13 protein-coding genes are annotated in these 14299 nt (G+C 57.3%); 5 read left to right on the top strand and 8 right to left on the bottom strand.

From position 1 onward, the window contains the following. Window positions 1-41 precede the first annotated feature (41 nt). Both FCS96_RS10745 and FCS96_RS10740 read right to left on the bottom strand, forming a co-directional pair. Window positions 42-1358 carry an ABC transporter substrate-binding protein gene (locus FCS96_RS10745; protein WP_138440332.1) on the bottom strand — a complete coding sequence of 439 codons (1317 nt, stop codon included), beginning with the start codon at window positions 1356-1358 and terminating at the stop codon, window positions 42-44. Window positions 1359-1737: 379 nt separating this feature from the next. After that, window positions 1738-2604 (bottom strand): YicC/YloC family endoribonuclease, encoded by an 867-nt coding sequence (locus FCS96_RS10740; protein ID WP_138440331.1) that lies wholly within the window; start codon window positions 2602-2604, stop codon window positions 1738-1740. A 187-nt stretch (window positions 2605-2791) separates the two neighbouring features. On the opposite strand from FCS96_RS10740, the gene rph reads away from it, so the two are divergent. Next, window positions 2792-3508 carry a ribonuclease PH gene (gene rph, locus FCS96_RS10735; protein WP_138440433.1) on the top strand — a complete coding sequence of 239 codons (717 nt, stop codon included), beginning with the start codon at window positions 2792-2794 and terminating at the stop codon, window positions 3506-3508. Window positions 3509-3650: 142 nt separating this feature from the next. Here rph and FCS96_RS10730 read toward each other — a convergent pair whose 3' ends face one another. Then, window positions 3651-4457, bottom strand: coding sequence for an exodeoxyribonuclease III (locus FCS96_RS10730; RefSeq protein WP_138440330.1), 807 nt, complete (start codon window positions 4455-4457; stop codon window positions 3651-3653). Window positions 4458-4538: 81 nt separating this feature from the next. On the opposite strand from FCS96_RS10730, the gene pyrE reads away from it, so the two are divergent. After that, window positions 4539-5177, top strand: coding sequence for an orotate phosphoribosyltransferase (pyrE, locus tag FCS96_RS10725; protein WP_138440329.1), 639 nt, complete (start codon window positions 4539-4541; stop codon window positions 5175-5177). A 3-nt stretch (window positions 5178-5180) separates the two neighbouring features. After that, window positions 5181-5843 carry a DUF4124 domain-containing protein gene (locus tag FCS96_RS10720; protein ID WP_138440328.1) on the top strand — a complete coding sequence of 221 codons (663 nt, stop codon included), beginning with the start codon at window positions 5181-5183 and terminating at the stop codon, window positions 5841-5843. A gap of 117 nt (window positions 5844-5960) precedes the next feature. Here FCS96_RS10720 and FCS96_RS10715 read toward each other — a convergent pair whose 3' ends face one another. Beyond that, the gene (locus FCS96_RS10715) at window positions 5961-6371 is read right to left on the bottom strand and encodes a hypothetical protein (RefSeq protein WP_138440327.1); all 411 of its coding nucleotides are present in this window, start codon (window positions 6369-6371) and stop codon (window positions 5961-5963) included. Window positions 6372-6605: 234 nt separating this feature from the next. Beyond that, the gene (locus FCS96_RS10710; RefSeq protein ID WP_138440326.1) at window positions 6606-6947 is read right to left on the bottom strand and encodes a DUF2782 domain-containing protein; all 342 of its coding nucleotides are present in this window, start codon (window positions 6945-6947) and stop codon (window positions 6606-6608) included. 87 nt (window positions 6948-7034) lie between these two features. On the opposite strand from FCS96_RS10710, the gene polA reads away from it, so the two are divergent. Together polA and FCS96_RS10700 are read left to right on the top strand one after the other, a co-directional pair. Next, a complete protein-coding gene (polA, locus tag FCS96_RS10705; protein WP_138440325.1) occupies window positions 7035-9761 on the top strand; it encodes a DNA polymerase I in 2727 nt (908 codons plus the stop codon). Window positions 9762-10046: 285 nt separating this feature from the next. After that, window positions 10047-10427: a hypothetical protein gene (locus FCS96_RS10700; RefSeq protein ID WP_138440324.1), complete on the top strand. Its 381-nt coding sequence runs from the start codon at window positions 10047-10049 to the stop codon at window positions 10425-10427. 43 nt (window positions 10428-10470) lie between these two features. On the opposite strand, the gene FCS96_RS10695 is transcribed toward FCS96_RS10700, so the two are convergent. The 3 genes from FCS96_RS10695 to FCS96_RS10685 all read right to left on the bottom strand — a co-directional run bounded on the left by FCS96_RS10695 (window position 10471) and on the right by FCS96_RS10685 (window position 14169). Further along, window positions 10471-11844 (bottom strand): OmpP1/FadL family transporter, encoded by a 1374-nt coding sequence (locus FCS96_RS10695; RefSeq protein ID WP_138440323.1) that lies wholly within the window; start codon window positions 11842-11844, stop codon window positions 10471-10473. A gap of 106 nt (window positions 11845-11950) precedes the next feature. Beyond that, entirely contained in the window at window positions 11951-13072 is a 1122-nt protein-coding gene (locus FCS96_RS10690; protein WP_138440322.1) for a PilT/PilU family type 4a pilus ATPase, read from the bottom strand. Between the two features lie 62 nt (window positions 13073-13134). After that, window positions 13135-14169, bottom strand: coding sequence for a type IV pilus twitching motility protein PilT (locus FCS96_RS10685; RefSeq protein ID WP_138440321.1), 1035 nt, complete (start codon window positions 14167-14169; stop codon window positions 13135-13137). Window positions 14170-14299 lie beyond the last annotated feature (130 nt).

Below are 14299 nucleotides of genomic sequence, written 5' to 3'. Positions count from 1 at the left end.
GTCCCGACCGAACAGCTTGAGATCAGATACCCACCACCTGCTCAGTAGTAATTGGCTCGTTTCAGCTCACGCTCTGTGATCGACTGGGAGTTCTTCATCGCCTGATCGACCGAAATCTGACCGGCCAGAGCGCCGGAAACCAGCTTCCCGACCTGGGTCGCGATGGACTGGTATTCGGGGATAGCCACAAACTGAATGCCGATATAGGGCGACGGACTCAGCGTCGAGTCCGCAGGGTTTGCCTTGTTCATCGACTCAAGCGTTTTCTGCGCGAAAGGCGCGGCGCTCATATAGGCTTCATTGGCATAGGTAGAGGCACGATTGCCGGGCGGCATTGCAGCAATACCGAACTCCTCGGCCACCAGTTCACTGTAGCCCTTGGAGGTGGCCCAGGTGACGAACTCGGTGGCGGCGTCCTTGGCATCGGAGCTGACCGGAATCGCCAGTGCCCAAGACCAGAGCCAACCGGCACCTTTCTCCGTCACGTGCTTCGGTGCCAACGCAAAACCCACTTTGTCCGCAACCGCGCTCTCCTTCGGATCGGTGACGAAGGACCCCGCCACGGTAGCGTCGACCCACATCGCGCACTTGCCAGAGTTGAACAGCGCCAGCGATTCGTTAAAACCGTTGGAGGATACCCCCGGTGGGCCGTACCTGTTCAAGACATCGACATAAAACTCTATCGCATTGTTCCAGGCGTCACCGGTGAACTCCGGCTTCCAGTCTTCATCGAACCAGCGCGCACCAAAGCTGTTGGCCATGGTCGTCACAATCCCCATGTTCTCACCCCAACCCGCCTTGCCACGAAGACATAGGCCGTACTGATCCTGCTCAGGCTTGTGCAGCGCCTTGGCAAAGTCGCGCATCTGCTCCCAGGTCGGGCGCTCAGGCATTGTCAGACCGGCTTGCTCGAACAGATCCCTACGATAAAAGGTCATTGAGCTTTCAGAGTAGAAAGGCAGAGCGTAAAGCTTGCCGTCAGCCGAGAGGCCGTTGCGAACAGCCGGAAAGATATCCTCAAGATCATAGTCTTCAGGAAGGCCCATTATCGGCTCAAGCCAACCCCGCTGCCCCCAGATCGGCGCCTCATACATGCCGATGGTCATGACATCGAATTGACCGCTGTTGGTGGCGATATCAACAGTCAAGCGCTGGCGCAGCACGTTCTCCTCTAGCACCACCCATTCCAACTCAATATCGGGGTGAGTCTTCTCGAATACATCGGACAACCCCTGCATGCGAATCATATCGCCATTATTGACTGTACCGATGGTGACGGTAGTTGCGGCACCTGCCAGCGAAGCTCCCAAGACGAGACCGGCGGCCACAGAAACGGAAAGGATATTTCTATTCTTCATATTTTTCTCCGATTATTGTTGTTTGAAAAGACATCGACCAACGACGCTCATTCTTGAAATACTTCATTATGAAGTAATTAATAAGCTCGTAGCCCATAGAATGAAAGACCATGTCCTCGAAGTGCGACTAGCTTATAGTCCAAAATGATCGATCACCATGGCTAGCCGGCCTTCAACGGCCCAGATTGAAAGCTTAGTCAGGGAGCCAGCTCCCTGTCAATAACAACTTTCACATGAATTAAGTATTTTGTGCGCTAACATCAGATGTCGCCCTCAACCTTCAAACCCTGCAGAGCAAGGCCAACCACAACGAGCACAAAAATTACATAAGATACTAATTATTATGCGCCAACTCCGATGTCGAGAGCGTATCGCAGTGTCATTCTATATTCTGCACCTGTTCGCGCATCTGCTCGATCAGCACTTTCAGATCCACCGCTGAGCGAGTCACTCGGGCATCAATACTCTTGCTGCTGAGGGTGTTGGCCTCTCGGTTCAGCTCCTGCATCAGGAAATCCAGCCGGCGGCCAATGGCATCGTCACCTTTGAGAGTATCGGTGACCTCGCTAATGTGAGCGTCCAAGCGATCCAGCTCCTCCGCCACATCACTCTTCTGCGCCAGCATCACCATTTCCTGGGCCACGCGCTCAGGCTCCAGCTCAATACCGGCCTTCTCAAACCGGCTGCGCAGGTTTGCTTCCTGGGCTACCAGCAAGTCGGGCATCAGCGCGCGCACCTCGGTTACCAGCCGGTTCATGGTGGCCAGGCGATCATCAAACAATGGCCGTAACCGCTCACCTTCCCGTTCACGCACACTCACCAATTCACGGACCGTGTCTTCGAACAGGGCCTTGCCGGCGTCCCGCGCCGGGCCGTAATCCTGTTCAGGCACCGACAACACGCCAGGCCAGCGCAGGATGTCCAGGGCACTGATGTGAGCGGGATTATCCAGTATTCGATTAACGTGATTGGCGGCCTCGTTAACCGCCTTTGCCATGTCATCGTTGATTTCAAAACTCTGCGACGTCTTGTCCGCCGACTGCAGTCGCATGGACACGTCGACTTTGCCCCGTTTCAGCTGCTTGCGAAGCTCCTCCCGAAACGGATTTTCCAATTCCCGAAACGCCTCGGGCAACCGGAACGAAGGCTCCAGGTAGCGATGATTAACCGTGCGGACCTCGCACGTCAGCGTACCCCAGTCTCCCTGAACATCCTTTCGGGCAAATGCGGTCATACTTCGAATCATGGCAACTCCGGTCATGGTGGACGACAGTCAGTCGAGTCTAACAGGCTCTGAACGCCCACGGCGAGCCTGGCGGCCCCGAAGCCAAACCGGCTTGACCGACGTGTTATACTCCCTGCCCTTTCGAAAACCCAACCGGGATCAGCCCGGACATCAACCCAGACACCAACCACAGATTTCAGGAATGACTATGCGACCAAGTGGCAGAACGCCCGAGCAACCCAGAGACGTGCGAATCACCCGGAATTACACCCGTCACGCCGAAGGCTCGGTACTGGTGGAATTTGGTGACACCAAGGTGATCTGTACAGCCTCCGTCGAGAACAAGGTACCGCCGTTTCTCCGTGGCGAAGGCAAAGGCTGGATCACCGCCGAATACGGCATGCTGCCGCGCTCAACCGGCAGCCGCATGGGCCGCGAAGCCGCACGGGGCAAACAGGGCGGACGTACCGTCGAAATTCAGCGCCTGATCGGCCGCTCGCTGCGCGCCGCCGTTGACCTGAGCGCGCTGGGCGAGCACAGCATCACCATCGACTGCGACGTTATCCAGGCTGATGGCGGCACTCGCACCGCGGCCATCACCGGCGGTTGCGTGGCACTGGTAGATGCCCTGAACCACCTGGTGGCGGAAAAACGCCTGAAGAAATCACCGCTCAAGCAGATGGTCGCGGCCTTTTCCGTCGGCGTCTACAAGGGCACCCCAGTTGTCGATCTGGACTACCCGGAAGACTCCGAAGCCGAAACCGACATGAACGTGATCATGACCGACCAGGGTGGGTTTATTGAGATCCAGGGCACTGCGGAAGGTGCACCGTTCGTGAAGGACGAACTGGACAGCATGCTGGACCTGGCCAAGACCGGCATTGAGCAGCTGTTCGAGATTCAGAAGGCAGCACTGGAAGGTTAAAGCAAAACTGCAGAGTCTGGGCGTTGGCGTAGGGCCTTCTGCCCAGACTGTTGAACGCCATGGATGGCCGAAAACAAGCGTACAGGGATGTACTTGCAGCGATTCTGGGGAGCAGCATCACTGCCAGTGCTTCCCCAGAAACCTAAAAACCGATCTCGATATCGTAATCCATGATCACCGGCGCGTGATCAGAGAACCGGGTCGAGCCATCAATCCAGCCATCCAGGATGGTATTGCGAATGCCCGGCGTCAGCAGGTGATAATCCACCCGGATACCCGCATTACGGCGCGCACCCTCAGCCTGCTCAGGCCACCAGGTAAACTGATTGCTCTGCTTATTAATCTCCCGGAAAGCATCAATACAGCCCATTTCATCAAACAGACGGTCCAGCCATGCCCGCTCATGGGGCAGGAAACCAGAGAAGTCGTGCTTGTGGTATAGCGGGCTGGCATCGGTCACATGATGTGCGGTCTGGAGGTTGGCACAGACCACAAACTGCCGACGCTTGCGCAGGGTCTTTTGCATGTGCAGCCCAAAGCCCTCCATGAACTCATCTTTGTGATCCAGCACCGTCAGATCATCTTCGCCAAGGAGTTCTTCTTCACGGCCCAACGCGCACGGCGCCAGTACACAACCTACCGAAACCTTATCGAAATCAGCCTGAATATAGCGGCCTTCGCGATCAGCCTGCTCGTTGGCGAACCCGTACATGATGGCCTTCGGGAAATGGCGGGTGTAGATGCCAACGCCACCATCCTCATCCTTTTCGCCATCAATAAAGTAGGCCTGATACCCCTCTGGAATGAGGTTGTAGTCCTCGATCTCATAGGCACGCATGCGGTGGTCCTGAACGCAGACAACGTCAGCATCCTGATCCGCCAGCCAGTCGAATAAACCTTTGTCAACGGCCTGAGCAAGCCCGTTAACGCTGATAGATACTACGCGCATACGTGTTCCCTGATTCGGTTTGTGTGTATGATACCGTTTTCACACGTTAAATAAAGATTCACACCCGCCAGAAGCCTTGCCATGCACGACTATCAGCAAACCTTCATCGAATTCGCCATCCGCCGGAATGTACTTCGTTTTGGCGAATTTACGCTCAAATCCGGCCGCACAAGCCCGTACTTTTTTAATGCGGGGCTGTTCAACACGGGCGACGATCTACTTCAACTAAGCAAAGCTTATGCCGCCGCGATAGAACGCAGTGGGCTAGAGTATGACATCATATTCGGGCCTGCCTATAAGGGCATTCCGTTGGCTACCGTGACCGCCATGGCCCTGGCTACAGACGGTAACAGCAAACCTTTTGCCTTCAACCGCAAAGAAAAGAAAGATCATGGCGAAGGTGGCAACATTGTCGGCGCCCCGTTACAGGGCAAAGTACTGATCGTGGATGATGTAATTACTGCGGGCACTGCCATTCGCGAATCCATGGAATTGATTCGCAACGCCGGCGCTGAACCGGCCGGCGTGCTGATCGCCCTGGATCGACAGGAAAAAGGCAACGGTGAGCTATCCGCGATCCAGGAAGTGGAGCAGGAATTTGGCGTCCCGGTGATCAGCATTATCCGCCTTGAACAGGTTCTGGATTACCTTAAGGCCAACCCGGAGTTCGCCGGCCACGCCGAAAATGTCGCCAGTTATCGGGATCGCTACGGAGTCTGATTGATGGCCAGCCGTTCTAATCTTTCCAGATTGTCAGCGGTGAAAATCACTGCCGCTGCGGTCATGGCACTAAGCCTGGTCGGCACCGCTGAAGCGGCCATGTACCGCTACACCGACGAGAACGGCCGGATGGTCATCAGCAACACGATCCCCCAGGAAGCCACCAAACGAGGTTATGACATACTCGGCAACAACGGCCGGGTGGTTGAGACCATCCCTCCCGCCCCGACCGACGAAGAAATTGCCGCCCGGGAAGCAGAGAAGCAGCGCCAGAAAGAGCTGGCCGTTCAACAGGAACAAGACCGACAACTGCTGAAACGCTACAGCCACCCGGACCAAGCCGTTCGCGCCATGTATCGGAAAACCCGCGAACTGGAAGGCCTGATTCAGCTCAAGCGTGGCAATATTTCCGTTATTTCCAGCCAACTGGACAGTGAACAGAGCCGGGCTGCGAACATTGAGCGTTCCGGGGGCACCATTCCCGAGTCCATGCTGGAAAAAATCCGTCGCCTGGAATCACAGATCCGCGATCTGGAACGGGAAATCAGCATCCAGCGCCAAGAAATTGATGAACTCCGAGCTGACTTCGAGGCCGACATTAAGCGCCTTGAAGAGGTGACCGGCGAACCCCGGACCCTCACCCTGGACGTGCCCAGCGAGAAATAGAGCCGCGCCAAAGCAAGCCCACGCAAGAAAGCCCGGACACAAAAAAGGCGGTGGTTATCAAAACCACCGCCTTTTTTTTAATTACGGCCATCAACCATCGGTGGCCGCTTCAACGTCTTAGGCAGACGCAGTTGTCTTCTTGGCAGCAGTGCTCTTGCGGGCAGTCGTCTTGCGTGCAGCCGGCTTCTTGTCGGTTGCAGCAGCTTTGGCACTTTGAGCAACACTGGTCACTTCGTCAGCGGTTTCAGAAACGGCGTCTTGCGCTTCCTTCTCAAGCTTGGCGACCAGATCCGCCGCGAAGCTACCGAAACGGCTGTTCAGGCTGCGCAGTTGCTCGAACAGGCTGTCGCTGTAACCGTTGTAACGAGTGCGCAGGCTTTTGACGCTGTATTCACGCGCTTCAGATTCCAGCTTCTCTGCGTACTCAAACGGCTTTGCAGCCAGCTTCTTCTGCTGCTCTTCCGCGGCGTTGATGCCCTTCTCAACGATTTCCTGAATCTGTTCCTGATAGGATTTGAGTTTACCCATGTCTAAATCTCCTGAGGTTTGCCAAAACATTTTTGGTCCAGCGGCCAAGCAATAAGCGCCCGCCTTCTCTGATCAACGAAACCCAATCTACGGAGAAAAATTAGAATGTTCATACTAAAACCAAACCGGGGTGGGATCAGCACTTTCACCTACCACTAACTTGATCCGGCAAATGGCACCTGCTACAGCCGCAGTGCTGCAAGCGGAGCCGGGTTGCCAGGACTATCTACCAGCTTACCAGCGGAACAACACCCAACTGGGCACGAGCATCTCGGACTCGGTTTCCTGAATCCAGCCACCACCATCTGAAGGCACCAGGTAATACTCAGAACCAACCTCCGGCACCACTTTGATTTCCATGAGCTGACCGTTCACCCGATACTCATAGAACACCTCATTCTCACCCGGACGGATAACAATCTGAGGGCCTTCGCTGGTCGGCTGATAGTCCGAAATCACCACCGGTTCGTCTGGCGTCTGCACCAGAGTGTCGTCGAGGGCGCCACTTCCCTGGGCAATGACGGCACCGGACGAGCAGGCAAGCAGCAAGGCCACCGGACAGGCGAATCGTTTCATTTTCGTGATACCCTTTTGCGAATTGAATTCATTACAGAGTTGCACAAGCCAACCAACGCTTCAATCAGAATCCGGACCCCTGTAGACATGACTGAGCAAAAGACCCCACCCGTGGTTCTTGTGGACGGTTCGTCCTACCTTTTCCGCGCCTATCACGCACTGCCCCCGCTAACCACCAGCAAGAACCAACCGACCGGCGCCATAAAAGGTGTGATCAGCATGCTCCGGCGGCTGGAGCAGGATTTCCCCGGTTCCAAGATGGTGGTGGTGTTCGACGCCAAGGGCAAAACATTCCGGCACGAGATGTACGACGAATACAAGGCCAACCGTCCACCCATGCCGGATGACCTGGCCTGCCAGATTGCCCCCATCCACGAGATTGTCCAGGCCATGGGCCTGCCCCTGCTCATCGTCTCCGGCGTGGAAGCGGACGACGTCATTGGCACCCTGGCCCACGAGGCCACCAGCAAGGGCATCGAGGTGGTCGTCTCTACCGGTGACAAGGACATGGCGCAACTGGTCAGCGACCATGTCACGCTGATCAATACCATGACCGAAACCCGGATGGACCGGGACGGTGTGGTGGAGAAGTTCGGGATCACCCCAGAACAGATCATCGACTACCTGGCCCTGGTCGGAGATAAGGTCGACAACATTCCCGGGGTGAACAAGTGCGGCCCGAAAACCGCGGTGAAATGGCTGCAGAGCTACCAGGACATCGACAACCTGATGGCGCACGCGGACGAGATTAAGGGCAAGATCGGCGAGTACCTGCGTGAAGCTACCGAGACCCTGCCCCTGAGCCGAGAGCTGGCAACGATCAAGACTGACGTTGATCTGGAGTTTGGCCTGGAGGACCTGAAACTGCGCGAGCAGAAAGACGACGAGCTGCGGGAACTGTTCAAGGAGTATGAATTCCGCACTTGGGTTGCCGAACTGGAATCCGACAACAATTCAGAGGACGAATCCAGAGCGCCCGAAAGCCAGAGCAAACTGACCGTGGAAAAACGCTACAGCATCATCACCGACCAGGCTGAGCTGGATAACTGGCTGGAGCGCCTGCGGAAATCGGACCTGTTCGCCTTCGACACCGAGACCACCAGCCTGCGTTACAGTGAGGCCGAGGTGGTCGGCGTATCGTTCGCCGTCGAACCGGGTGAAGCGGCTTATCTGCCCCTTGGCCACGACTACATGGGCGCACCGGATCAGCTCGACCGGGACACTGTGCTGGCGCAGCTGAAGCCTCTGCTGGAAGATCCGAACCAGGCCAAGGTCGGCCAGAACCTGAAATACGACAAGAACGTGCTGGCCAATCACGGCATTACCCTGGAAGGCATTGCCGAAGACACCATGCTGGAGTCGTACGTGCTCAATTCAGTAGCCAGCCGTCACGACATGGACACCCTGGCCAGACAGTACCTGGACGAAAGCACCACCACTTTTGAATCGATCGCGGGCAAGGGCGCCAAACAGCTGACCTTCAACCAGATCGAACTGGACAAGGCCGGCCCCTACGCGGCAGAAGATGCCGACATCACCCTGCGCTTGCACCAGGTGCTTATGCCGCAGCTGGAGAAGACCGGAAAACTGGCCTCGGTGTACCGGGAGATCGATCTGCCCCTGGTCCCGGTGCTCTCCCGCATGGAGCAGCGCGGCGCCCTGATCAATGCCAGTACCCTGAGGAAACACAGCCAGGAGCTGGCCGAGCGCATGGCTGAACTGGAGCAGGAAGCCCACGAGGTCGCCGGCGAAACCTTTAACCTGGGCTCCCCCAAACAGCTGCAGGCGATCTTCTACGACAAGATGGGCCTGCCCGTAATAAAGAAGACTCCGAAAGGCGCACCCTCGACCGCCGAGCCGGTGCTGCAGGAGCTGGCCCACGAACACGAACTGCCCCGACTGATCCTGGAACACCGCAGCCTGAGCAAGCTCAAGTCGACCTACACCGACACCCTGCCGGAGCTGATCAGCCACCGCACCGGACGGGTCCACACCTCCTATCATCAGGCAGTTACCGCAACCGGCCGGCTGTCATCGTCCGAGCCGAACCTGCAGAACATCCCCATCCGCAGTGAACAGGGCCGCCGGATCCGCCAGGCCTTTGTGGCACCGGAGGGTTACAAGCTGATGGCGGCCGACTACTCCCAGATCGAACTGCGTATCATGGCGCACCTGTCTGGCGACAAAGGGCTGCTAACCGCGTTCGAGAAAGGCGAGGACATCCACAAGGCGACCGCGGCAGAAGTGTTCGGAGTCGCGCTGGACGAGGTTTCCGGAGACCAGCGACGCAGCGCCAAGGCCATCAACTTCGGCCTGATCTACGGGATGTCCGCCTTTGGCCTGGCGCGCCAGCTCGATGTCGAACGCAAGGTCGCCCAGGCCTACATCGACAAGTACTTTGAGCGCTACCCGGGCGTGCTTACCTACATGGACAACATCCGTAAACAAGCCCATGACGACGGCTTTGTGGAAACCCTGTACGGGCGCCGGCTCTACCTGCCGGAGATCAACGCCCGCAACAAGCAGCTGCAACAGGCTGCGGAGCGGACCGCGATCAATGCTCCCATGCAGGGTACCGCCGCCGACATCATCAAACGAGCAATGCTCGAAGTGGAATCCTGGCTGCTACGGGACCACGCTGACGACGCCCGCATGACCATGCAAGTGCACGACGAACTGATTCTGGAAGTGAAGGAATCAGCCCTGGAAGCCGTTCGGGACGGCCTGGTGCAGCGGATGTCTGCCGCTGCCCGCCTGGATGTACCACTGCTGGTAGAAGCCGGCGTCGGCGACAACTGGGACGAAGCCCATTAACGGCGCAAGCCACTGAGACAAGCCTGGCACCGGGCCCGTTCCTGGTGCCAGGAGCAGTGACCAAATCAGGGCAGGCTCTGCCATTTTGCACTAAAACCATGCGCGAATTTTAACCCGCCCACTGGCATCACACCCCGCCCTACCCCACGCACTCCAACTTTCCAATGGCCTCCGCACGCTTCACTGGAAGCGGCATGATATTCGCAACATAAGTCAGGTCGGCAGCGCCCGGTCCGCCAGGACCACGCCTTGCCATGTTGTGACACCCATTCCGAGGCCGAAACCATGACATCCCTGGCATCTGAACGAAGCTGGCTGCTGGACCCGGGCCTGCTGAAACTGGTCCATCAGTGTCGGCGCCTGATCCGCTCCGAATTTGGCGTGAAACTGCACCTGACGGAAGAAAACCTGGAGCAACAACTGGCGGATTACGCCAGCAAAACCCGCTCACGCGACCTGACCCGCACTTGGCAAACATTGCAGGAACAGGTCCCGCACCTGAGCGTGGAATCAGAAGACGATGAGGAGGATGCCCTTCCGAAGCGGATGTATCGGGGCCAGGAAATCGCTGAGGACAACAGACCCGTCGTAACGACCAGCGAGTCAGTGGGCGAGGACCTGCCACGGAAGAAAAAGGTCATTTACCGTGGCCAGGTGGTTGGCTGATCATTCGCCACTGATCCTAGGCCGCTGATCAGCCGGTGACGACTTAAAACGCCTTACTTACCTGAACCGACGCGCTCCAGGCGCTGAGTTCGTAACGGCCCTGGTAATTGGCAGGCGATGACGGCTCGGTCGGGTTCTGGTGCGTGTATTCACGATCGTCAACCTCGGCATCACCCTCGAAAATCAGGGTGCCGACCGCCGCGTCGACGGTCCAGCCGTTCCGAAGATCCTGCCACTGGGTGCCCAGCGTCAGCCAGTGCCTGTCCTCGGAGGGTATGCGGGCGGTGACATACTGATCCACTGGCGATTCATCCCAGGCATAGCCGGCCTTGAAGGCCCATGCCGGGCTCGCCTGCCAGATACCGCCAAGATTAAACTGCCAGGTGTTCTTCCAGCGCTCGGTAATGTGGGTAATGTAGGTTCCCGGTTCCGATGATCCGGTGATGTCGCCGTTGGCTTCCCGGCTGATGATGTCCAGTTCTTCGAACCGGCTCCAGCGAGCGTAGGTTGCGCCCGCCAAAACGGTGACCTTATCCGTCAACCGATGCCGGGCACCGAAGGTGATGCTCTCCGGAATTGCCAGCGGCACGGTGACTTTCTCATTCAGGGTGGTGGTCTGGGTGTAGGTGGGCGGCACCGGCACGTCGCTGATCTCTACATCCCCTTTCAACTCCAACTCGGTGCCGGTCTGAGCGGTCAGGCCAAACTGGGTTCGCTCTGAAAGTTCATACAGGAACCCGACGCGGAAGGTCACCCCGACATCATCGCCTTCAATATCGGCGTAGGGCTCGGGCAGTGCCAGTGCCGCAGGGCCAGCGCTGTCGCTCAGATCCTGGTACCGGCTCAGCCGGCCTTCTGCGTACATGATGTTGAGCCCCGCCCCCATGGACAGGCCCTGGCCATTGCTGACCGATACCGAAGGGGTGAACGCAATGGCGGTCAGTTCGGTTTTATCGGCAAAGAACCGACCGGCAAAATCATCTTCATAGTCAGCGGCCAGCCCGTATGGGGCGTGAACGCCAAAGCCAACGTCCACGCTATCGCTGACTTCGTGAGTCAGATAGAAATTCGGCAGCACCGCAGGATCGGCAATGTCACCGCCATCGGTGGCGGGCCGTACAGGCACGGAAGGATTTTTTCGAGTAACGGAAATGCTGTCCCGCTTGGCCTGGGCGTCGATATCGAGCACAGCCGCACCAAACGAGATATTGGTGCCAGAAAGGCGGCTCATGCCGGCGGGGTTAAACAGAACAGTGGTGGCGTTCTCAGGGTTGGCGGCCACACCGGCATTGGCCACGCCCATGGCGCTGGCACTTTGCTCATTCAGGGAAAAGCCACCGGCCAGGGCAGTGGCCGGCGCCGTTATGGCCGCCAGCGTGGTCAGGCGTAGGGCGCGGGCAAGCAGTGGGGGTCTCATGTGCAGGTATCTCCATGGTAATTTCGCGCGGAGTATACGCAGCACAGCTATTTGGCCTCAAATGCCAAGACTACTCATTCAACATACTAATAATTAACGACTTTCCTTAATCGTCCTGAATCGACAGCTTATCAACACTCGACGACAGCTGATCCGCACCCTGGGCATCGGCCCCAAGCTTAATCATCAAGCGCAAATCGTTGGCAGAATCGGCGTGACCAAGGGCATCTTCGTAGGTAATCGAGCCTTCGGCGTAGAGTTTGTACAGCGCCTGGTCGAAGGTCTGCATGCCGGTTTCGTTGGACTTGGCCATCAGCTCTTTCAGCTTATGCACCTCGCCTTTGCGAATCATGTCAGCGACCAGAGGGGAGTTGATCAGTACTTCGATGACCGCCTTCCGGCCCTTGCCATCCGGCGTTGGCACCAACTGCTGGGCCACAATGGCCTTCAGGTTCAGCGACAGATCCATCCAGATCTGGTTGTGCTGTTCCGGAGGGAAGAACTGGATGATCCGGTCCAGCGCCTGGTTGGCGTTGTTGGCGTGCAAGGTTGCCAGGCACAGGTGCCCGGTTTCTGCGAACTGCACCGAGTACTCCATGGTCTGGCGGGTTCTCACCTCACCAATCAGGATAACGTCCGGTGCCTGACGCAGGGTGTTTTTCAGAGCCACGTCAAAGCTATCGGTATCGATACCCACCTCGCGCTGGGTAACGATGCAGCCTTGATGCTGGTGCACGAATTCAATCGGATCTTCGATAGAAATGATGTGGCCACGGCTGTTACGGTTGCGGTGTCCGAGCATCGCCGCCAGCGACGTCGACTTACCGGTACCGGTAGCGCCGACAAACATAATTAACCCACGCTTAGTCATCGCCAGCTCTTTGATCACCTCGGGCAATGCCAGGTCATCAATCTGGGGAATCTTGACCTCAATACGACGCAGCACCATGCCGCACAGGTTACGCTGGAAGAAAGCGCTGACCCGGAAACGGCCGATACCACGGGCACTGATCGCGAAGTTGCACTCGTGGCTGTCCTCGAACTCCGCCCGCTGCTTGTCGTTCATCGAACCGTAGACAAATTCCCGGGTCTGTTCCGGCGTCAGGGCGTTCTTGGTCACTGGCAACACTTTACCGTTCACCTTCATGCTGGGAGGAACCCCCGCCGTGATGAACAGATCCGAACCGCCCTTTTCGACCATCAAACGAAGCAGCTTTTCAAATTCCATATGAGTACCTGTGGTGTTTCTTGGTTCTTCCTGTGGTGTTTCTTGGTTCTTGTTAGTGCAGATCAGAAATTGTCTGGCATCTTGGCCTTGGCCCGGGCCGCCTCGCGCGAGATCAGCCCTTTCTGCAACAGCCGCTCCAGGCACTGATCCAGGGTCTGCATGCCCAGCGAACCACCGGTCTGAATCGACGAATACATCTGGGCGATTTTGTCTTCGCGGATCAGATTCCGGATGGCGGAGGTGCCGATCATGATTTCGTGGGCCGCAATACGGCCACCGCCCATCTTCTTCATCAGAGTCTGGGAGATAACCGCCTGCAGGGACTCGGATAACATCGACCGGACCATGGACTTTTCTTCGGCCGGAAACACATCAACAATCCGGTCGATGGTTTTGGCCGCGGAGGTGGTGTGCAGGGTGCCGAAGACCAGGTGACCGGTTTCCGCCGCCGTCAGTGCCAGGCGAATGGTTTCCAGGTCTCGCAGCTCGCCCACCAGGATAATATCCGGGTCTTCCCGCAGCGCCGAGCGCAGCGCTTCATTGAAGCCCAGAGTATCCCGGTGCACTTCACGCTGGTTGACCAGGCACTTCTTGGAATCGTGCACGAATTCGATCGGATCCTCGATGGTGAGGATATGTTCGTAGCGGGTGTCATTGATGTAATCCATCATCGCCGCGAGCGTGGTGGACTTACCGGAGCCGGTCGGCCCGGTCACCAGCACCAGTCCGCGTGCCACCGAGGATATATCTTTAAAGGTCTGCCCCATGCCAAGGTCTTCCATGGTCAGGACCTTGGAGGGGATAGTCCGAAACACTGCACCGGCGCCCCGGTTTTGATTGAAGGCGTTGACACGGAAACGGGCGACCCCAGGAACTTCAAAGGAGAAGTCGGTTTCCAGGAATTCCTCGTAGTCCTTTCGCTGCTTGTCGTTCATGATGTCATAAATCAGCCCGTGCACCTCTTTGTGCTCCATGGGCGGAAGGTTGATACGACGTACATCACCATCAACGCGAATCATCGGCGGCAAACCGGCTGACAGGTGCAAATCCGACGCACCCTGTTTGGCCGAGAAGGCAAGCAGTTCAGTAATATCCATAGGAATCCTCGGAAGGCTTTTTCTTTTATCCCGGTAGCGTCGGTCCGGCGGATTTCCCGGCGCGGTTCACTTGGCATTTCAGTGACCTGCGGGTAACGTGTCACCGTACAGGTGGCACACCGAACGTGGC

It is taken from the genome of Marinobacter alexandrii (assembly GCF_005871205.1).
GTDB classification, from domain to species: domain Bacteria; phylum Pseudomonadota; class Gammaproteobacteria; order Pseudomonadales; family Oleiphilaceae; genus Marinobacter; species Marinobacter alexandrii.
Note: the sequence above shows the minus strand (reverse complement) of the source record. Positions and strands in the feature narration are given on the sequence as shown.